This window comes from Methylobacterium sp. A52T (assembly GCF_053346095.1).
Map to the genome: position 1 here is coordinate 41,106 of NZ_JBKFBI010000019.1, position 18,906 is coordinate 60,011.

Consider the following 18,906-nt stretch of genomic DNA (forward strand, 5'->3'; position numbering starts at 1 on the left):
GATTCCTCGCCTGCAGGGTGGCGCGGGTCTTCGCGGCCCGCGCCCTTGACCCTACCCTAGACCCGCGCGCCGCCCGGTCCAACGCGCGCGGTGACGCCGGGGCGCCGCCGTCACGCCCGGCCGAGGAGCATGAGCCAGAGCAGCGTCGTGAGCGGCGCCAGCAGCGTCGAGACCAGGACCGAGGCCGCGACCATGCCGGTCTCGGTCCGGTAGCGCGCCGCCAGCAGGTAGGCGTTGATCCCCACCGGCATCGCGGCGAACAGGGTCGCGACGCCCGCGTAGGCGGCCGGCATCGCGAAGACGTGGAAGGCCAGGACCCAGACCGCCAGCGGGTGCAGGAGGTTCTTCAGGAGCGCGATCACGAGCGCGCCCTTGAGGTCGAACAGCACCCGGTAGCGCTTCAGGCCGGCGCCCAGCGCCACCAGGGCGCAGGTGGAGGCCGTGCCGGCGAAGGCGTCGATCAGCGACTGGACGATGCCGACCGGCGCGAGGCCCAGGGCCTTCATGGCCATGCCGATCAGGAGCGCCACGAAGATCGGGTTGCGCAGCAGCACCAGGGCGAGCCCGCGGATCCGCGCCAGGACCGGCAGGCCGGAATCGGACTCGATCAGGAAGGTGGCGCTGCCCATCATCAGGGGCAGGTGGACGGCCAGCAGCATGAACAGCGGGAAGGCGCCCTCCTCGCCGTAGGCCTGGAGGATCATCGGGACGCCCACGAACACCGTGTTCGACTGGCTCGCCGCGAATCCGTGGAGGATCGCGCCCCGGCGCTCGATCCCGGCCCGCCGCCGGGCGATCAGCGTGCCGACGGACCACGAGATCGCCGCGCCCCCGAAATACGCGACCCAGTAGGACCACGCGATGGTCCCGCTCATCCCGGGCTTGGTCAGCGTGGCGATGATCAGCGCCGGGACGGCGACGGCGAAGACGTATTCCGACAGCCCGTCGCTGACCTTGTCGGAGAGGAGCCCCGCGAGGGCGGCCGCCCAGCCGATCAGGACGATCCCGAAGATCGGGGCGATGATGGCGAGGGCGTTCACGGGGCCGGCGGGAGCGGGGTCTGGTGCGCGGGGGGAGGACCCGGCCCATAGCACGCCCGCGCGCCGCGTCGCGCCCCGTGGGAAGCTGTGCTGGCATGTCGGACGAGAGGGGGAGAATCACCGCGCCGCCGAGCGCGCCCGGGTCGCCGCGGCGGCGCTGGCCCTCATCGCCGGCACCCGGCAACGCGCCGGCCGGGAGAGCGTCGGAGAGCGTCGACTTCCCCTCCGTCACGACGGCCGACAGCGGCGCGTGACGGCGCCCGCGCCGCCTACTTGTTCTCCAGCACCTGGATCGGATCCGTGCGCTGGCTCGCGGGCGGTTCCTTGGTCAGGTTGGCGCCGCCCTCCCGCTGCACCTTGACGTCCTTCGGCGCACCCGGCCCGCCCACCGCGCGGCCGCCCTCGGCGCTCTGGGTCGGCACCGTGCCGGACGCCAGTTCCAGGCAGGTCACCATCTCGACGTAGGAGGGGAAGCCGCCCGCCTTGAACTGGTTCTGGCACTGGCTCTTCGCGGCCGGCGTGTAACTGCTCCAGTGGCGCTCGGCCTCCTTCTTGGCGTCGCGCTCGGAGCGGATGCAGCCGTCGTAATTCGCCTTGTCGCTGATGCTCGTGTTGGCGACCTGAGCCGAACGGCAGGTCCGCTCGACGTCGAGATCGGGCACCGCGTCGGCCCGGGCGGAGGCCGGCGCGAGCGCCAGGATGAGCAGCGCGAAGGTGCCGGGGACCATCGTGCGGGAACGGGTCGTCATGTCGTCAGACTCGCGATCTGTGGCGGTTCGCGCCGCCGGAACTGCCGGCACAACGCGCCAGGAGCCGGTTCGGCACCACGCGCCCGCGACGATCAGCCCGCGACGATCAGCCCGCGTGGGCGCCGTGCAGGGCCTGGTCGAGATCGCCGTGCAGGTCGTCCGGGTCCTCGATGCCGGTGGACAGGCGCAGCAGGTCCGGCGGGCAGGGGCTGCCCGGACCTTCCACCGAGGCGCGGTGCTCGATGAGGCTCTCGACGCCGCCGAGCGAGGTCGCCCGCTTCCAGAGCCGCACCCGCGCCGCCGTGGCGATGGCGCCGGCCTCGCCGCCGGCGACCCGGATCGACAGCATGAAGCCGAACCCGTCCCTCATCTGCCGGCGGGCGACCGCGTGGCCGGGATCGTCCGGGAGGCCCGGATAGAGGACGCGGGTCACGTGCGGGTGCCCGCTCAGGCGCCCGGCGAGGCGCAGGGCGCCCGTCGCCTGCGCGGCCGCCCGCAGGTGCAGGGTCCGGAGCGAGCGCATCAGCAGGTAGGCCTCGAACGGCCCCAGGATGCCGCCGCTACCGGCGCGGATCCCCCGGATCCGTTCCCAGAACGCGTCGGCCCGCGCGCCCGCCAGCACGCCCGCCACCACGTCGGAATGGCCGTTGAGGATCTTGGTGGCCGAGTGCATCACGATGTCGGCGCCGAGTTCCAGGGGCCGCGTGTGCACCGGCGAGGCGGCCGTGGAATCCACGGCCAGCCGCGCCCCCGCCGCGTGGGCGATCTCGGCCGCCGCGGCGATGTCGGTGACCGTCCAGAGCGGGTTGCCGGGGGTCTCGATCCAGACGAGCTTGGTCCGGCCGGGCTCGATCGCGGCGCGCAGGGCGTCCGCATCGTCCGTGTCCACGAAACTCAGTGTGAGGCCGCGCCGGGGCGCCTCCTCGCGCAGCCAGCGCTTGAGCGCCCAGTACATGACCGTGCCGGCGACCACGTGGTCGCCGGGCTCCAGCGCACCGAACACCGCGGTCGCCGCCGCCATCCCCGAGCCGAACAGCAGCGCGCCGGCGGCGGCGCCCTCCAGCATCGCCAGGACCGACTCCGCCTCGCGCACCGTGGCGTTGTCCGGCCGCGCGTAGCTGTAGCCGGAGCTGTAGCCGTTGTCGGGATCGCGGATGAAGGTGGTGGCGACGTGGAGCGGCATCACCACCGCCCGCGTCTCCGGCTCGATCCGCCCCATGGCCTGGGCGGCGAGGCTCCGGCGCGTGTATTCCGGCTCGGCGTCGCTCCGGGTATCCGACGGACCCTGCGGCGCGTAAGGCTGTGACATCTGGCGATTCTCGGCGGATGGAGACGGGCGCGTGCCACGGCGCGCGGGTGCCGGCAAGCCGCGCCACATGCCGCGCCACATGCCGGGCCACATGCCGCGCCTCAAGCCACGCCCCGTGGAGACAGACGATCATGACCGCCGCCACACAGGTCCCCGAGGGATCGCCCCTGCCGCGCTGGCTGCGCCTCGCCGCCGCGATCCTGCCCGTCGCGGCCACCGCCGCCGTCGGCTCGGTGTCGACCCAGGCGGAGATCCCAGGCTGGTACGCGAGCCTGAACAAGCCGGCCTTCAACCCGCCGAACTGGGTGTTCCCGGTCGCCTGGACGATCCTCTACACGATGATCGCGGTCTCGCTCTGGCGCCTGCTCGGCGCCATGCCGCGCACGGGGCCGAGCCGGCAGGGCTGGTGGCTCGCCCTGGCGGCGTTCCTGGTGCAGATCGCCCTCAACGCCGCCTGGACGCCGGTCTTCTTCTCCGCCCACGCGATCGGCGCCGGCCTGATCGTCGTCGCGATGCTGCTGGTGATGGTGCTCTGGACGATCCGGCTGACCTGGCGGTTCGACCGGCCCGCGGCGTGGCTCCTCGTCCCCTACGCGGCCTGGGTCGCCTTCGCGACGCTCCTCAACGCCGCGATCCTGCGGATGAACTGATTTCCGTTTCCGGTTCGGTTTCCCGCCGTCGTCGCGAGCGGAGCGACCCAGTGCGGCGGTACCTCGGTCGGCGTGGCGCAACCGGATCGCTTCGCTGCGCTCGCGAGGACGGTCAGGGCAATCCGGACGCCGTCAGGCGTAGGGATGAGTGCAAGTCCTTCGTGAACGCCGCGAAGGCGCGCGGCTCTCAGGACACGTGCTCGGGCTTCTCCTCGCCGGCCGGCTTGCCGTCGTCGCGGGCGCGGTGCAGCAGGAAGATCGCGAACACCATCGTGAGGATCAGCCCCGCCAGCACGCCGAGCTCGATCATCGAGGCCTGGAACAGCGCCTGCTTCTCCGGCGACCAGTCCTTGGCGTGCATGATCTCCGACGATTGCAGGGTGATCACCAGAACCCGCCGGATCGAGGCGATCAGCCCGACGATCAGGAACGGCTCGCAGGTCAGCGTCCCCGACCGCATCGAGACCCGGACCGTGTGCAGGATCTCGATCAGCATCAGCAGGAACAGCAGCCGGTCGATCACCTCGAGGATCTGCTGAGCGCCGCCGAGTGCCCGCATCGCCTCCCAGGTCATGCCGGCTGCCTCGATCAGCGCCACGAGGGCGGTGAGCGCCAGCAGGATGCCGAGCGCCGCGTAGATCGCGTGCTCGGTGTGCAGGAAGATCGCGCTGGCGACCTTCGTCAGGCGGCCCTGGTCTTCTGATTGGTCCGACATCATTCCCCCCTGGAATGCGCCGAGACGATCAGCTTCCGGACCGCGCGTCCAGTGCGGCGACGCTTGTCCTCGATCGATCGGGATCGGGGGTGGCGTTACGTCGCTGCCGGCGGCCGGGGCCGCTCAGTGGAAGAACGGCAGGGCGTGCGGCGCGAGGTAGCCGAAGCCGAGCAGCGCCGCCCCGGCGAGGCCCAGGAAGCCGCCGGCGAAGACCAGCAGGCTGATCCCGGTGATGACCTCGGCCGAGGCCAGCACGATGCCGATCTGGAAGGCCGCCGAGGCCAATTCGTAATGGTGGTAGCGCAGCAGCGCGAGGTCGCGCCGGCCCTCCGAGGCGCGGGCCTTCTCGGACAGCTCCTTGCGGCCCTCGCCGGTCGACGGCTCCGAATCCCAGCGCGCCAGCGTCTTCGACCACTCGGCGCGCTTGGCGGCGATGGCCTCCTGGTTCGGTCCCGGGGGCACCAGCGCCAGGGCCTCGTCGGCGGTCTTGAGCACCGTCGCGCGGATCGTGCGGGCCTGGAAATAGGCCCACTGGTTCGCGGCCTCGACGTTGGCGCCGATCGAATCCGTCTGGGACGCCTTGCCCAGTGTCTCGCTGAACGCGAGGAACAGCGCCAGCACCGAGATCAGCAGCGCCACGCGCTTGTTCGACCCCTCGACCGCCCCGTGACCACCCGACATCGTCTCGCTCGCCTCCGTTGATTCGGCGGGGCCGAGTCACAGCCCATCGCGGCGCGCGACGCAATCCGCGCCGCCGATCCGGCAAACGCTCTCCGCGCCGACCCGCTCTACTCCGCGGCGATCCGCGGCGGCGGCGGGTGCCCGTCATTGGCCGGATGGGCCGGATCGAAGACGGGGGCATCCTCCGGATCGTCGCGCTCCCCGATGAAGCGGCCGAACAGCCGCGTCAGCAGGCGGGACAGGTCGTCCATCAGCACGAAGATCGCCGGCACGAAGACGAGCGACAGCACCGTCGAGACGATCAGGCCGCCGATCACCGCCACCGCCATGGGCGAGCGGAACTCGCCGCCGATCCCGTAGGCCATCGCGGAGGGGACCATGCCGGCCGCCATGGCGATGGTGGTCATCACGATCGGCCGGGCGCGCTTGCGGCCGGCATCGACGATCGCGACGTTCCGGTCGACGCCGGCGCGGATCTGCTCGACGGCGAAGTCCACCAGCATGATGGCGTTCTTGGTCACGACGCCCATCAGCATCAGGATGCCGATCACCACCGGCATCGAGATCGGCATGTGGCAGATCAGCAGCGCCAGGATCGCGCCGCCGATGGAGAGCGGCAGCGAGAACAGGATCGTCAGCGGCTGCAGGAAGTTGCCGAACAGCAGGATCAGCACGCCGAAGACCATCATCAGGCCGGCGCCCATGGCCAGCGCGAAGCCCTCGAAGACCTCGCCCATCACCTCGGCGTCGCCGGTCTGGCTGATCGTGACGCCGGGCGGCAGGTTCTTGGCGGTCGGCAGGTTCATCACCTGGCCGATCAGCGCGGCGAGGGCGTCGGTGCCCTGCATGTCGCCCTCCAGGGCGACGCGCACGGCGCGGTCGTAGCGGTCGATGCCGGTCGGGCCCTGGCCGAGGCTGATGTCGGCCACGGTCGCGAGCGGGACGGCGGTCCCGCCCTTCACCGGCACCTTCAGGGTCTCGAGGTCGGAGAGCCGGCCGCGCACGCTCTCGGGGAGCTGCACGCGGATCGGGATCTGCCGGTCGGTGGCGTTGAACTTGGCGAGGTTCATGCCGATGTCGCCGATCGTCCCGACCCGCACGGTCTCGGCGATGGTGTCGGTGCTGACGCCGAGATCGGCCGCCACGGCGGGCTTCGGCCGGATCCGGACCTCCGTCCGGTCGAGGGGGGCCGTCGACATGACGTTGACGAGGTGCGGGACCTGCTGGGCCTCGCGCTGGAGCTTGGCCGCCGTCTCGGCCACCACGGCCTTGTCGGGGCCGGCGATGATCAGCGCGAGGTCGCGCTGGCCGCCCTCGCGCAGGGCCCAGAAGCGCAGGTCCGGCTCCTCCCGGAGGATCGCCGCGACCTCGGCGTCGATCTGCTTCTGGGTCTTGTCGCGGGCGTTCTTCGGCGTGAGGTTGATGGTGAGGCTCGCGAGGCGCACCTCCTTCTTGGCCGGCAGCTGACGGCCGCCGTCCACGAACACGCTCTTCACCTCGGGCAGCGCGCGGATCTTCTCCTCGATGCGGTCGGTGACCCGGACCGTGTCGGCGAGGCGGGCGCCCGGCGGCAGCTCCACCACGAACAGGGTGCGGGCCTGGTCCTCCGCCGGCAGGAAGCCCGCGGGTAGCAGGCCCGTGGAGGCGATGGAGCCGGCGAAGCACGCGAGGCCGAGCACCAGCGTGATGAACTTGTGCCGGACCGACCACGCCACGAGGCGGGTGTAGCCGCGCATGACGACGCCGTCCCGCTCGTGGTCCGGCCCGTGGTCGCGCAGGAAGTAGGCGGCGAGCAGCGGCGTGATCAGGCGCGCCACCAGCAGCGACATGAACACCGCGGCCGCGATGGTCAGGCCGAACTGCTTGAAGTACTGGCCGGCGATGCCGCCCATGAACGACACCGGCGAGAAGATCGCGATGATCGTCGCCGTGATGGCGATGACCGCGAGGCCGATCTCGTCCGCGGCCTCGAGCGACGCGCGGTAGGGCGACTTCCCCATCCGCATGTGCCGGACGATGTTCTCGATCTCCACGATCGCGTCGTCCACCAGGATGCCGGTGACGAGGGTGATCGCCAGCAGGCTGACGGCGTTGAGCGAGAAGCCCAGGGCGCTCATCACCCAGAAGGTCGGCAGCACCGAGAGCGGCAGCGCCACCGCGGCGATCAGGGTCGCGCGCCAGTCGCGCAGGAACAGCAGTACCACCACGACGGCGAGGAGGGCCCCCTCGATCAGGCCCATCATGGCCGAGTGGTAGTTGCCGATCGTGTTGACGACGCTGGTGTCGATCAGGTCGAACCGCACGTTGGGATTGGCCGCGTGGAGCGCCGCGATCTTCTTGGCGACGCCCACCGACACGTCGGCGTCGCTGGCGCCGCTGGCGCGGGAGATCGCGAAGGCGACCACCGGCTCGCCGTTGAAGCGCGCGAAGGTGCGGGGCTCCTCGGCGGTGTCCGACAGGGTCGCGAGCTCGTCGAGGCGGACCTTGCGGTTGCCCGGCACCACGATGGAGGTCTTGGCCAGCGTCTCGAGGCTCGCCGAGGCGGCCAGCGCCCGGATGGACTGCTCCTGGCCGCCGACCTCGGCCCGGCCGCCGGCCATGTCGGCCGAGGTCAGGCGCAGCTGCCGGTTCACGTCCGCGGCGGTGATGCCCAGCGCCAGCAGGCGGTCGGGCTTCAGGGTGACGCGGATCTCGCGGGCGACGCCGCCGAGGCGCTCGACGCCGCCGACGCCCTTCACGCTCTGGAGGCCCCGGGCGACGACGTCGTCCACGAACCACGACAGGTCCTCGGGCGTCATGGCGGGCGCGGAGGCGCCGTAGACCATGATCGGCAGGCCGGCGATCTCCACGCGCGAGACGATCGGCTCGTCGATCGTCCGCGGCAGGTTCTGGCGGATCTTGGCGATGGCGTCCTTGACGTCGTTGGTCGCCCGGTCCTGGTTCACCTCCAGGCGGAACTCGATCGTGGTGGTGGAGGTGCCCTCCGTGATCGTCGAGAGGATGTGCTTGACGCCCTTCACGCCGGCGACCGAATCCTCGACCCACTTGGTGACCTGGGTCTGAAGCTCCGCGGGCGCGGCGCCCGACTGGGTGATCGTCACCGAGACGATCGGGATGTCGATGTTGGGGAACCGGGTGATCGGCAGCGCGCGGAAGCTCACCAGCCCGAGGATCATCAGGACCAGGAACAGGACCACCGAGGGCAGGGGCCTGCGGATCGCCCAGGCGGAGACGTTGAGGCGCATGGCCGGATCCTTCGACTCGTCCTACCGCGGGGCCGCGTCGGCGATCGGCGTGCTGGTGGGCGCCGGCACGGGGCGCACCCGGTCGCCGTCGCGCAGGAAGCTCCCCGCGCGGGCCACGACGCTCTCGCCGGCCGCGACGCCGGAGCGGAGCTCGGTGAAGCCGTCGGCGGACAGGCCCGCGGCCACGGACCGCGCCTCGACGCGCCCGTCCTTCACCACGAGCACGCTGGCGCGGCCGTCGGCCGCGTAGAGCAGGCTGGAGACCGGCACGGCCACGCCGGTGCGGCGCGCGATCTCGACGTTGCCGCGCGCGAAGGCGCCGATGCGCAGGGCCGGATCGTCGCCGAGGCGGATGCGCACCTTGCCGAGCCGCGTCGCCCGGTCGACCTCCGGGTAGACCCGGCGCACCTTGCCGGCGAGGCGTCGGCCGTCGTCGAGGTCGAGGCTCGCCGGGTTGCCGACGTGGATGCGCGCCAGCGACGTCTCCGGCACCTCGCCCTCCAGCTCGATCTCGCCCCGGGCGATCAGCCGGAACAGCGGCTCGGCCGCCGCGGTGGCGGTGGCGCCGATCCGGGCGGTGCGACGGTTGACGATCCCGGCCTCGGGGGCGCGGATGTCGGTGCGGGCGCGCCGCAGCGCGATCTCGGCGCCGGCGGCCCGTGCCGTGGCGAGGTCGGCCTGCGCCGATTGCAGGCCGCCCTTCGCGGCGGCGAGGCGGCCCTCGGCCCCCTGCGCCGCCGAGACGCGCTGCTCCAGCACGGCCGCGGTGGCGTTGCCGGTCTTGGCGAGCGCCTGGGCGCGCTCGAGCGCCTGCTTGGCCTCCAGGTTGGCGGCCTCCGCCTGGACGATCTGGCTCTGGGCCTGGACGATCGCCGCCTCGGCCCGGGCGATCGCCGCGGCGTTCGACGCCTCCTGGGTGACGATCATCTCCAGCGACAGCTTGGCGAGGACCTGCCCCTTGGTGACGCGGTCGCCCTCCTCGACGAGGAGATCGGTGATGCGCAGCCCCTCGACCTCGGGGGAAACGAGGATCTCGTCCCGGGGGACCAGCGTGCCGGTGACGACGGCCCGCTCGACGATCTCGCGGGTCTCGGCGGGCACAACGGTGACCGCGGGCGCGATGGCGGCGGCGTCGGGAACGGCGGCGGTCTCGACGGCCCGGGCCGGCGCACCGGCGAGGATCGCGAGCCCGCACAGGAGCGTGAGGCGGGGCGCGCGCCAACGGACGGAGTTCACGACGGGGGCCTCGCAAGCGGCGCTGGACTGGTATTGCCCCTCCCTCGCCGGGCAGGTCGGCGTTTTCATGGCGAGCCACTCCACCGGAGTCCGAGCATAGCGCCATCCGGCCGGGCCGTCGCCGGGCCTCGCGCCGCAGGTGATCGGGGCGGCCGGAGCGCGGCCGTTCACGGCGCTCGACCTGCAACCAGCCATGAATAGCGACGTTAATAGGCCGATGGTCTTCTCGAGACCGGGGAGGGGTCGATGAGCATTTTCCAGATTAGGCAGAAGAAGAGTGGCGCGGTGCTCTGGACGGGAGCGGCCGACGACGAGCAGACGGCCCTCGACGCCATGGCGCGCGAGGCGGGCTATCGCGACTTCTCGTCCCTGCCGGACACGATCCGCGCCGACGGGATCGAGGCGGCGAAGCTCGACCTGATCTCCTGATCCCGCGCTGAGTTCCTCGCGCCGGAGCGGTCCCGCTTCGGCGCAGATGCCGTCGGAGCCTGCGCCGGCCGATCGCTCAGAGTTCTCGGACGAGGGCCTCGATCGTCGCGGCGCACTTCCGGATCGCGTCCGGGTTGTGGAGGCCGCAGATCACCGTGGGGTCGAGAGCGAGGCCCGCCGCGATCAGGCCCGGCCATGCCGCGGCCGGGGGCCAGCCGGGATGCACGATCGCGGCCCCGAGGCGGGCCAGCGCCTCGGCCTTCTCGGTCTGCTCGCCGTAGGCCCGCTCCTCCGGCAGGCAGACGAAGCGCTTCCCCTGCGCCGCGGCCAGGGCGACCACGCCGTCGCCACCGCCGCCCACCAGCAGAGCCGCCCGCGCGACCCGCGCCTCGACGTCCGGGACCCAGCCGTGCAGGTGCAGGTTGCCGGGGGCGGGGCCCGAGCCGGAGACCGGCCCCAGGACGTGCCACGGCCGGTCCGGAATCGCCCGCGCCGCCGCGGCGAGATCCGCGAGGTCGCCCCCAGCACCGCCGCGGCCGAACACCACCACGATCTCGCGTCCCGCCTCGGTCGGGGCCTGCGCCGGCGCGCCGAGGAAGCCCGCGTAGAGCGTCTTGGCCCGCACCCAGTCCGGCACGGCCGCGCCGTCGAGCGCCTGAGGGAAGGGGGCGAGCAGCCGCGTCGCGCCGCGGAAAGCCTCCAGATGCGGTCGGTCGGTCCGGGTCCCCGCGAGCCGCACCACCAGGGTCGGCACCGACAGGAGGCGCGCCAGGAGCGCCACCTCCACCGAGACATCGACCACGAGGAGCGCCGGGTCGGCCCGCTCCGCCCAGGCGGCGATGCGCGCCATCCGCGCGCGGACCCCCGGATGGTTGAGCGGCGCGTAGTGCAGGGCCTCGGGCCGCTCGGTCGCGCCGTCCCGGCCGTCGAAGGCCGCGTCGCCGAGGGGGCGGTCGTCGGGCAGGTCGACGGTGTCGAGGCCGGCGGTGTCGAACCCGGCGAGGGTCCCGAGGATCGTGCAGGGCCGGTCCAGGGCGTGGGCGACGGCCCGGGCCCGCTGGAGATGGCCGGCGCCCTGGTGATGGACGTACCAGCCGATGCCGCGGGTCACGCGGCGTCCCTCAGGGACGAGGCGAGGGCGTCGAGATCGGCGACCGCCTGGTCGAGGGCGCAGTCCCGCGCGGGCGGGCTGCGCGACTCGAGGATCCGGTCGGCCCGCTCCACGAAGGCGATGTCGTTCGGGCAGGCCCCGACGGCGGCGAGGTCGTCGGCGTCGAGACCGAGCCGCGCGCAGGCCGCGGCGCGGGCCGGCGGGTCGAGGTGGAAGGCCCGGCGCAGGGCCGCGCGGCGCAGGATCAGCGCCTGCCAGTGCGCGGCCTCCGGGAGCAGGTAGGCCTCCCCGTCGAGGACGCGGGTCCGGCGCAGCATCTCGGTGGCCATGCCGCCCGAGACCCGCCCCTGGTGGCGGGACGAGACCAGCACCTGCACGTCCGGGCAGTGGCGCAGGCGAGCGCCGTTGGCGCGCAGCAGCCCGACGAGGGCGTTGTCCTCGCCGCAGGGCAGCGCCGGCAGCCCGCCGACCGCCCGGTACAGGATCGCGGGCACGGCGAGGCTCGCGCCGGTATGGTCGCCGTGACGGGGAGCGGGATCGTAGGGCGGCGGGTCGAGCAGGTCCTCCAGGCGCCGGACACCGGACCAGTAGCGCTCGATCCGCGCGTGCAGGTCCGTCAGGGCGGGGTCCGGCGTGCCGTCGTCGTCGATCACCAGCCGGGCGCCCCCGCCGGCGGGGGGCGGCCCCGCGCGGGGGGGGGGGGCCGCCCCCCCCCCCCCCCCCCCCCCCCCCCCCCCCCCGGGCGGGGCGCCCCCCTCCAGGGCGCGGAGGTTGGCCGCCACCCACTCGGCCGGCAGGCGGGCATCCGCGTCGGTGGTGAGGAGGATGCCGTCCGACTCCCCGTCCGCCTCCAGCCAGTCGGCACCGGCATCGAGCGCCATGCGCCGCGCCGTGCCGACATGGGCGTCCGCGCCGCCGAGCTCGACCGCGATCAGCCGGAGGGTCAGGGTGGCGAGGATGCCCGAGGCCTCGACGTCGCGCACCGCCTGGACGGTCCCGTCCGTGCAGTTGTTGGCCAGCACCACGACGCGCAGGGGCGCCCGCGCCGAGACGCCGTTCTGCGCGGCCAGGGAGGCGAGCAGGCGCGGCAGGCGCTCGGCCTCGTTCCGGGCGGGGATGCAGACGACGCAGGGCGGTGGGGCCGGATGGTCGGCGTCGGTGGTCATGGCAGGTCTCCCGTGGCACCCTCGTGCGCCGCGGAGGTCGGGGGCGGCCCGTCATGCCGCCGGGCTCCGGGCTCGGGTGCGGATTGCGGCGCGCGGATCCGCGCCGTTCAGCCGCGTCCTCCGGCGACGCGCAGGGCCGGCCGCGCCCGCTCGGCGCAGCGCGCGATCACGGCGTCGTAGGCCTCCAGGTAGCGCCCGGTCATCGCGGCGGCGTCGTAGAGCGCCTCGGCGCGGTCGCGGCAGGCCCGGCGCGACAGGCCGGCGGCCTCCCGGATCGCCACCGAGAGGTCCTGCGGGTCGTCCGGGCGGGCGAGACGGCCGCAGGACGCGTCCAGGATGTCGGGCATGGCGCCGCGCCGGAAGGCGGCGACCGGCGTGCCGCAGGCGAGGGCCTCCGCCACGACGAGGCCGAAGGGCTCCTCCCAGCGGGGCGAGACGATCGCCACGCGGGCCCGGCCGAGATGGTGGGCGAGGTCCCGGTGGGAGAGATGGCCGAGATGCGTCAGGTCCGGCCCGAGACGCGGGGCGATCTCGGCGGCCCAGTAGCCGGGATTGAGCTTGGGACCCGCGAAGGTCAGCGGCAGCCCGGCGGCGCGGGCCGCGTCGATCGCGAGGTGCAGCCCCTTCTCGGGCACGATCCGGCCCGACCAGAAGGCGAAAGGCGTATCGTCGGCAGCGTGTGAGAACGCGAAGGTCGAGAGGTCCACGCCGTTGTCGACCACCTGGGCGCCGGGCACGAGATGCGCCCATTCCTGCGCCAGTGACGGGGAAACCGCCAGGAAGGCCATGTCGGGGTCGGCCTGGACGACGCCGCCGACCAGGGAGTCGAAGGGCGGCGTGTGCAGCACGGTGACCCAGGGCAGGCCGAGCCGGGCGCTCTCGCGCAGCGGCAGGGCGTGCAGCGAGTTGTTGTGGACGAGATCGAAGCCTCCGGCCGCGACCATCTCCATCATGCGCCGGTAGGCGTCCTCCTCCTCCCGGTCGATCGCCTCCTCCCGCTCCGGGTCGAGGAGCGCGTCCCCGGTCGGATCGCAGAGCATCACCGGGTCGAGCGCCGGGTCGGACCCGCGGCTCGCGAACAGGGTGACGTCGTGCCCGTGCCGCTTCAGCGCGACGGTCAGGAGATGCGTGTGCATCTCCAGGCCGCCGGCGTAGGGCTGGCCGATCGGGTATTTCAGATGTGCGAGGACAGCGATCTTCACGCGCGCACCGAGTCCGGTTGGGTGGGGATTTCTGCCGCCCGCAGCGGCGCGAAAGGACTTCTTTCCGCGGCGAGGGTGGCGGGGATCATGCCGAATATTTCTTCAACAAGCGTTGCGTTGACGGGGTCGGAGCGACGACGAACGCGACGCTTGCCGGCTTCCTAAGCGCGGCGGCCTGAACCATTGATGATCGACATCCGCGGGTGACCGTTCACGCCGCGGCGCGGCACGCCACCGGGCTGCCCCTCGGACCCGCGGTCGCGGAGCCCCGATCGGCCTGTTAGGCTGCGCGGCCGCGCCGGCCGTGGCGCCGTCAGGGGAGGGGTGTCGATGGGGCTTCCGTTGGGGCTGAGCGTGTTCGCCGTGGGCTTGGCGGTGCTGGCGATCATCACCCTGGCCGCGGGCGTGAAGATCGTGCCCCAGGGCCACGTCTACACGGTGGAGCGCTTCGGCCGCTACGCCCGCAGCCTCGACGCCGGCCTCGGCCTGATCACGCCCTTCGTCGAGCGGATCGGCCGCAAGGTCAACGTGATGGAGCAGGTCATCGACGTGCCGAGCCAGCAGGCCTTCACCCGCGACAATGCCGGCGTCACCATCGACGCGGTGGTGTTCTACCAAGTGCTCGACGCGGCGCGCGCCTCCTACGAGGTCTCGAGCCTCGACCTCGCGGCCACGACCCTGACCATGACCAACATCCGCACCGTGGTCGGCTCGATGGATCTCGACCAGCTCCTCGCCCACCGCGACGAGATCAACGAGCGCCTGCTCCGGGTGATGGACGCGGCGGCCTCGCCCTGGGGCGTCAAGATCAACCGGATCGAGATCAAGGACATCGTGCTCCCGGCCGACCTCGCCGGGGCGATGGCCCGGCAGATGAAGGCCGAGCGCGAGAAGCGCGCCTCGATCCTGGAGGCGGAGGGGCAGCGCGCCGCCGAGATCCTGCGGGCCGAGGGGCGCAAGCAATCGGCGATCCTGGAGGCGGAGGGCCGGCGCGAGGCCGCGTTCCGCGACGCGGAGGCGCGGGAGCGCTCGGCCGAGGCCGAGGCGGCGGCGACCGGGATGGTCAGCCGGGCGATCGCCGAGGGCGACATCGCGGCGGCGAACTTCCTCGTGGCCGAGAAGTACGTCGACGCGGTGCGGGCGATCGCCACCGCGCCGAACCAGCGGGTCGTGGTGGTACCGATCGAGGCGGCGGCCCTCGCCGGCACGCTCGGCGGCATCGGCGAGCTCACCCGCACGGTCTTCGGCGACGGCGCCGCCGCGCCCCGGCGCACCGGGACCCCGCCGAACGTCGCGGCGCCGCGGGCCTGACGCCGGTGACGCTCGATTCTCTCGCCGAAACCCTCGGGGCCCTCGGGGCGGCCTGGAGCTGGGTCATCGCCGGCCTCGTGCTCGCCGGTGCCGAGATCCTGCTGCCCGGCATGTTCCTGATCTGGCTCGGCCTCGCCGCCGTCGCGACCGGCCTCGCGGCCGCGGCGCTGCCCATGCCCTGGCAGGGCCAGACCCTGCTGTTCGCCGGTCTCGCCGTCGCCCTGGTGGCGCTCGCGGCGCGCCTCCAGCACCGCGGCCGGCGGGCCGGGCCGGAGCTGAACCGCGCCGACCGCGGGTTGATCGGGCGCGAGGGCGTGCTCGACGAGCCGATCGTGCGGGGCGCGGGCCGGATCCGCTTCGACGACACGCTGTGGCGGGTCGAGGGGCCCGACCTGCCGGCGGGCCGCCGGGTGCGCGTCACCGGGATCGGCGGCACGGTCCTGCGGGTGGAGGCGGCCTGAGGGCCGCGCCTACCCGAACGCCCCGACCTCGTGCTGGATCATGCCCGAGATCTCCCGCACCTGATCGAACATCCGGCGGATCGGCTGGAACAGGTTGGCGTGCTCCGCCTCGTAGGTGCCGACGTCGCGCGGGCCGGCCGGCTCGCCGAAATTGAGGCCGAGCGTCGGGTCCGGCGTCACCGGGAAGATCGCGTCGAGGAGCTTCAGGCAGCCGTCGATGTCCAGCCGCAGGAAGCGCTCCAGCAGCTGCTCGCGGGAGATGCCCGCCTGCGGCCGGAAGCCCGGGATGTGCACCGCCAGGAACCAGATCCGGTGGATCAGCGCGAGGCGCAGGGCGTGGAGCAGCGTCAGCCGGGCCGACATGGCGGGCAGGTCCGGGGCGGCCGCGCTCAGGGCGAGCCAGTCCCGGGTCAGGCGTCCGAACAGGTTCCGCAGCGCGGGGGCGAGGTCGAGGCGCTCCAGCGCTCCCGAGATCACCACCAGCTCGTCCCGGCGGAAATCCTTCTGGGTGCGCCGCGCCCGCTCCAGCCACACGGCCGGGTCGAGGGTGTCGATATAGGCCCGCAGCACGTCGAGGTCGCCGACCGAGGCGGCGTGCTGGACCAGCCGGAAGGCCCGGGAGAAGCGCACCGAATCGCGCCGCATGTCGCGGAACAGGTCGGGGCCGCGCTGGGCCGCCCGGCCGATCCCGTGGAGGGAGTTCGCCAGGAAGCCGAGCTGGTGCAGGATCGCGTTGTTGGGGATCGCCCGCATCTGGCGCGGATGGGTGATCCGCGCCGGGCCGCCATTGTCGGTCTGGCGCGCCACCGGGCGCGACCCGGTCCGGTCGATCAGGCTCGGGCCGAAGGTGCCGAGGAGCGCCGCGTAGCCCGGGTCGTCGACCAGCGCCTCCATGTCCTGGCGGGCGGCGGTGAAGAACTCGAGGGCGAAGTCCGGCTCGGCGTAGATCGGGTCGATCGCGTCGTCGGAGGCCTTCGGGCGGTCGTTCAGGGCGTAGTCCGAGAACGAATCCTCCTCCGTCACGTCGAGGGCGTAGACGTGCTCGGCGATGCGGGCGACGCTGGCGCGCGCCAGCGCCTCGGTGCCGTACAGCAGGTAGCCGTCAGTGCCCTGGAAGCTCGATTCGAGCCGGACCCGGATGCCGGCCTTCCGGGCGCGGTCGCGCGCGTCCTCGGGGGCGAGGTAGGCGAGGCGGTCGCGGAGGGAGGTCGGATGGGCGCCGCGCCCGATCGATTCGCCGTGCGTGTCGAAGATCGCGAGCTCGACGTCGGACAGGCCGTTCTGGACCAGCATCTCGGTGATGCGCAGCCGCAGCCGCTCGATCCAGAAGGTCGCCGCGAGCTGGCCGACGTAGCGGCCCGAATCGGAGTAGCCGAACTGCACGGTGAGGCGGCCGATGCGCTTCAGATACTGGCGCCAGTGCGGGTTGCGCAGGGCGTCGTCGAGGACCCGGATGCCTTGCTCCAGCGCGCTCGCCGTCTCGAACAGCGGCGTGATCTCGAGCTTGTCGGCGATGCCGTAGTGGCGCGCGAGCCAGAGGGCGGCGAGCAGGGTGTAGCCGGTCTCGGTCTCGGCGATGAGGAAGCGCACCGGATGGGTGCCGTCGACGTGCTTGAGGATCTGGGCGATCGTCATCATCAGCCGCGCCGCCGAGGCCCGCTCGGCCGCGAGCGCGCCGAAATCGACCGCCACCGGGCGGACGTCGTTCAGCAGCGTGTGGATCGTCGCGAGGTGCGAGCGGCGGCGGGCCGCGTCGGTGGGCTCGCCCTCCAGGTCGATCACCCGCCGCACCGCGTTGTGGATCTGGCTGGCGTTCAGCCGGAAATGCGGCAGGGCGTTCGACAGGCCGTGCGTCGCGACGCCCGCGCGCAGGACGGCGATCCGGCGCTGGTCGGCCGGGTCGTCGGCGGCCTCGAGGGCCTTTGTCAGCGCGGCGACGAGGGCGCCGGCATCGGTCTGGGCGCGCTCGCGCTCGATGATGAGCGCCAGGGCGAAGCGGTGCACCGCCTCGAGGGACGGCTGGTCGCCGAGGCGCGGCGCCACGGTGAGCTGGCGGTTCACGGCCGCCAGGGCGTTCTCCGCGAGGGCCCGGACCTCGCGGCAGGCGGGGATCTCGGGCAGGTCGCGCATCACCCGGTCGAACTGCATGCGCTTCGAGATCAGCCGGTAGCGCAGGGTGTCCCACCAGCCGATATCGGTGCGCCCGTCGGTGTCGCAGCCGACCCAGCTGGCGATGGCGAAGGGGCGGGGCGTCAGCTCGGTCCAGCGGTCGGGCCAGCGGGCGCGGGCGGCGTCGAGCAGGGCGCCGTTGAAGGCGTCGAGGGCGAGCCGGCCGTTATTGGCCGCCGCGCAGGCCTGCTCGAACTCGACATCCAGGGTGATCGGCGCGTCCGGCCGGGTCGACAGGGCCGCCGCGCGCGCGACCAGCCCGGCGCGGTCCCTGGCGTCGGGCAGGCTCGCGGCCTCGGCGAGGAGGCCCGCGACGGCTCGGGGCATGCCGAAGGTGGGGTGGGCCGTGAACACCACCGCGAAGGCGGTGCGGTGGATCAGGGCCGCGAAGGCCTCGACGCCGTCCGGCCGGTCGGGTGCCGCCGCCACGAGCCGCGCGGGGATCGCCGCCTGCGGATCCTCCGGTCCGGCATCGAGCCCGACATAGGCCCGCAGCCGTTCCGCCCGCGCCGCCAGCGCTGCGGCACGCAGGCGCACGAACAGGCCGTCCAGGTCGCCCGTCGAGATCTCGTTCCGGTCGAAGCGCCGGGTGATCGCCAGGGTCACCGCCAGGACGGGATTGCGGAACGGGTCCTCCCGGGCCTGATCCCGGGCGCCCTCGATCAGTCCGAGGAGGTGCGCCTCCAGCTCCTCGGGCTCGCGGCTCGGCTCGTGCTGCATCGGTCGGTCCCGGCTCCGGTCTGCCCGCATCTACCCGGTCCGGCGGCCCACGCAAGGAGCGTTCCGCACGCGACCCGGGACTGACCGGATACTGAGAGAGGACGGGGCCGAGGGCTTGGCCGAGGACTTGACCGGGGAGGTGAACGGGGACGTGACGGGGAACACAACCGCGACGCGGCGGAGCGATATCGGCGATGGGATGGGGTGGCGGCGGCCTGAACCGCAGGCTAGAGCTGACCTCCTGATGGAGCGCCTGTTCATCATCCTGGCTATTCTGGTCTTCGCTGTCGCCATCGTCGCCGTGGCCGCGATGGCGGCGCGCGGCCGACGCCAGCCCCTGCGCATGGGTTCCGAACTCGACATCGAGGACGAGGACCTCGTCCTCGGCTCGGTCGGACCGCGCAAGAGCCCGATCGACCGCAGCGCCCAGGTGCTCGACCCGCGCGTGCTCGATCTGGACGCGATCGAACTGGAGCCGATCCGCGCCCTCGACCGGACGCAGCGCGACGCGGCGCTCCGCGGAGATCCGCCGGGAGCCGGGCGATGAAGCGATGCGCGCGCGGGGTGGCCGGGCTGCTGCTCGCCGGTCCTCTCTGCCTGTCGACGATGCAGGGCGCTGCGGCCGCGCCCGCCGGCAAGCCGGCCGCGGCGGCCGTTCCGGCGCAGGCCGCGCCTCCCCAGGCTGCGCCCGCACCGGCCGCGCCCGCCGCGA

General features: G+C 73.3%; 16 protein-coding genes. 5 read left to right on the forward strand and 11 right to left on the reverse strand.

The annotated features are described in order from the left end of the window. Positions 1-110: 110 nt before the first annotated feature. The 3 genes from ACLBYE_RS07265 to ACLBYE_RS07275 all read right to left on the reverse strand — a co-directional run bounded on the left by ACLBYE_RS07265 (position 111) and on the right by ACLBYE_RS07275 (position 3,098). On the reverse strand, positions 111-1,040 hold the full coding sequence (locus ACLBYE_RS07265) for an AEC family transporter (RefSeq protein ID WP_447693639.1): 930 nt from the start codon (positions 1,038-1,040) through the stop codon (positions 111-113). Between the two features lie 269 nt (positions 1,041-1,309). Beyond that, positions 1,310-1,789 (reverse strand): hypothetical protein, encoded by a 480-nt coding sequence (locus ACLBYE_RS07270; RefSeq protein WP_056531494.1) that lies wholly within the window; start codon positions 1,787-1,789, stop codon positions 1,310-1,312. A 106-nt stretch (positions 1,790-1,895) separates the two neighbouring features. After that, on the reverse strand, positions 1,896-3,098 hold the full coding sequence (locus ACLBYE_RS07275; RefSeq protein ID WP_447693640.1) for a trans-sulfuration enzyme family protein: 1,203 nt from the start codon (positions 3,096-3,098) through the stop codon (positions 1,896-1,898). Between the two features lie 131 nt (positions 3,099-3,229). Between ACLBYE_RS07275 and ACLBYE_RS07280 the strand changes: the two genes are divergently transcribed. Beyond that, positions 3,230-3,748, forward strand: coding sequence for a TspO/MBR family protein (locus ACLBYE_RS07280; protein ID WP_447693641.1), 519 nt, complete (start codon positions 3,230-3,232; stop codon positions 3,746-3,748). Positions 3,749-3,935: 187 nt separating this feature from the next. On the opposite strand, the gene ACLBYE_RS07285 is transcribed toward ACLBYE_RS07280, so the two are convergent. The 4 genes from ACLBYE_RS07285 to ACLBYE_RS07300 form a co-directional block, all read right to left on the reverse strand. After that, positions 3,936-4,463, reverse strand: a complete 528-nt coding sequence (locus tag ACLBYE_RS07285; protein WP_447693642.1) for a phosphate-starvation-inducible PsiE family protein — start codon at positions 4,461-4,463, stop codon at positions 3,936-3,938. Positions 4,464-4,586: 123 nt separating this feature from the next. Continuing rightward, the gene (locus ACLBYE_RS07290) at positions 4,587-5,144 is read right to left on the reverse strand and encodes a DUF4337 domain-containing protein (RefSeq protein ID WP_020090790.1); all 558 of its coding nucleotides are present in this window, start codon (positions 5,142-5,144) and stop codon (positions 4,587-4,589) included. Positions 5,145-5,251: 107 nt separating this feature from the next. Continuing rightward, positions 5,252-8,389 carry an efflux RND transporter permease subunit gene (locus tag ACLBYE_RS07295; RefSeq protein WP_447693643.1) on the reverse strand — a complete coding sequence of 1,046 codons (3,138 nt, stop codon included), beginning with the start codon at positions 8,387-8,389 and terminating at the stop codon, positions 5,252-5,254. A 21-nt stretch (positions 8,390-8,410) separates the two neighbouring features. After that, the gene (locus tag ACLBYE_RS07300; RefSeq protein WP_447693644.1) at positions 8,411-9,694 is read right to left on the reverse strand and encodes an efflux RND transporter periplasmic adaptor subunit; all 1,284 of its coding nucleotides are present in this window, start codon (positions 9,692-9,694) and stop codon (positions 8,411-8,413) included. Positions 9,695-9,871: 177 nt separating this feature from the next. Here ACLBYE_RS07300 and ACLBYE_RS07305 point away from each other — a divergent pair, with 177 nt between their 5' ends. Next, a complete protein-coding gene (locus tag ACLBYE_RS07305) occupies positions 9,872-10,054 on the forward strand; it encodes a hypothetical protein (RefSeq protein ID WP_091676367.1) in 183 nt (60 codons plus the stop codon). A 76-nt stretch (positions 10,055-10,130) separates the two neighbouring features. Here ACLBYE_RS07305 and ACLBYE_RS07310 read toward each other — a convergent pair whose 3' ends face one another. The 3 genes from ACLBYE_RS07310 to ACLBYE_RS07320 form a co-directional block, all read right to left on the reverse strand. After that, positions 10,131-11,165 carry a glycosyltransferase gene (locus ACLBYE_RS07310; RefSeq protein ID WP_447693645.1) on the reverse strand — a complete coding sequence of 345 codons (1,035 nt, stop codon included), beginning with the start codon at positions 11,163-11,165 and terminating at the stop codon, positions 10,131-10,133. Further along, the gene (locus ACLBYE_RS07315; protein WP_447693646.1) at positions 11,162-12,331 is read right to left on the reverse strand and encodes a glycosyltransferase family 2 protein; all 1,170 of its coding nucleotides are present in this window, start codon (positions 12,329-12,331) and stop codon (positions 11,162-11,164) included. The genes ACLBYE_RS07310 and ACLBYE_RS07315 overlap by 4 nt, the downstream gene beginning before the upstream one ends. A 107-nt stretch (positions 12,332-12,438) precedes the next feature. Beyond that, on the reverse strand, positions 12,439-13,533 hold the full coding sequence (locus tag ACLBYE_RS07320; protein ID WP_447693647.1) for a glycosyltransferase family 4 protein: 1,095 nt from the start codon (positions 13,531-13,533) through the stop codon (positions 12,439-12,441). Between the two features lie 330 nt (positions 13,534-13,863). Between ACLBYE_RS07320 and ACLBYE_RS07325 the strand changes: the two genes are divergently transcribed. Together ACLBYE_RS07325 and ACLBYE_RS07330 are read left to right on the forward strand one after the other, a co-directional pair. Continuing rightward, the gene (locus ACLBYE_RS07325; protein WP_056531508.1) at positions 13,864-14,844 is read left to right on the forward strand and encodes an SPFH domain-containing protein; all 981 of its coding nucleotides are present in this window, start codon (positions 13,864-13,866) and stop codon (positions 14,842-14,844) included. A gap of 5 nt (positions 14,845-14,849) precedes the next feature. Further along, positions 14,850-15,305, forward strand: coding sequence for an NfeD family protein (locus ACLBYE_RS07330; RefSeq protein ID WP_447693648.1), 456 nt, complete (start codon positions 14,850-14,852; stop codon positions 15,303-15,305). A 9-nt stretch (positions 15,306-15,314) separates the two neighbouring features. Here ACLBYE_RS07330 and ACLBYE_RS07335 read toward each other — a convergent pair whose 3' ends face one another. Continuing rightward, entirely contained in the window at positions 15,315-18,194 is a 2,880-nt protein-coding gene (locus ACLBYE_RS07335) for a phosphoenolpyruvate carboxylase (protein ID WP_447693649.1), read from the reverse strand. Between the two features lie 244 nt (positions 18,195-18,438). Between ACLBYE_RS07335 and ACLBYE_RS07340 the strand changes: the two genes are divergently transcribed. After that, on the forward strand, positions 18,439-18,741 hold the full coding sequence (locus tag ACLBYE_RS07340; protein WP_447693650.1) for a hypothetical protein: 303 nt from the start codon (positions 18,439-18,441) through the stop codon (positions 18,739-18,741). Positions 18,742-18,906: the final 165 nt, after the last annotated feature.

Bases quoted from the DNA above. Each gene is read 5' to 3' on its own strand.
- ACLBYE_RS07305 (WP_091676367.1), top strand. From the start codon at position 9,872: ATGAGCATTTTCCAGATTAGGCAGAAGAAGAGTGGCGCGGTGCTCTGG.
- ACLBYE_RS07285 (WP_447693642.1), bottom strand. From the start codon at position 4,463: ATGTCGGACCAATCAGAAGACCAGGGCCGCCTGACGAAGGTCGCCAGC.
- ACLBYE_RS07300 (WP_447693644.1), bottom strand. From the start codon at position 9,694: ATGAAAACGCCGACCTGCCCGGCGAGGGAGGGGCAATACCAGTCCAGC.
- ACLBYE_RS07290 (WP_020090790.1), bottom strand. From the start codon at position 5,144: ATGTCGGGTGGTCACGGGGCGGTCGAGGGGTCGAACAAGCGCGTGGCG.
- ACLBYE_RS07270 (WP_056531494.1), bottom strand. From the start codon at position 1,789: ATGACGACCCGTTCCCGCACGATGGTCCCCGGCACCTTCGCGCTGCTC.
- ACLBYE_RS07325 (WP_056531508.1), top strand. From the start codon at position 13,864: ATGGGGCTTCCGTTGGGGCTGAGCGTGTTCGCCGTGGGCTTGGCGGTG.
- ACLBYE_RS07315 (WP_447693646.1), bottom strand. From the start codon at position 12,331: ATGACCACCGACGCCGACCATCCGGCCCCACCGCCCTGCGTCGTCTGC.
- ACLBYE_RS07295 (WP_447693643.1), bottom strand. From the start codon at position 8,389: ATGCGCCTCAACGTCTCCGCCTGGGCGATCCGCAGGCCCCTGCCCTCG.
- ACLBYE_RS07275 (WP_447693640.1), bottom strand. From the start codon at position 3,098: ATGTCACAGCCTTACGCGCCGCAGGGTCCGTCGGATACCCGGAGCGAC.
- ACLBYE_RS07340 (WP_447693650.1), top strand. From the start codon at position 18,439: ATGGAGCGCCTGTTCATCATCCTGGCTATTCTGGTCTTCGCTGTCGCC.
- ACLBYE_RS07335 (WP_447693649.1), bottom strand. From the start codon at position 18,194: ATGCAGCACGAGCCGAGCCGCGAGCCCGAGGAGCTGGAGGCGCACCTC.
- ACLBYE_RS07280 (WP_447693641.1), top strand. From the start codon at position 3,230: ATGACCGCCGCCACACAGGTCCCCGAGGGATCGCCCCTGCCGCGCTGG.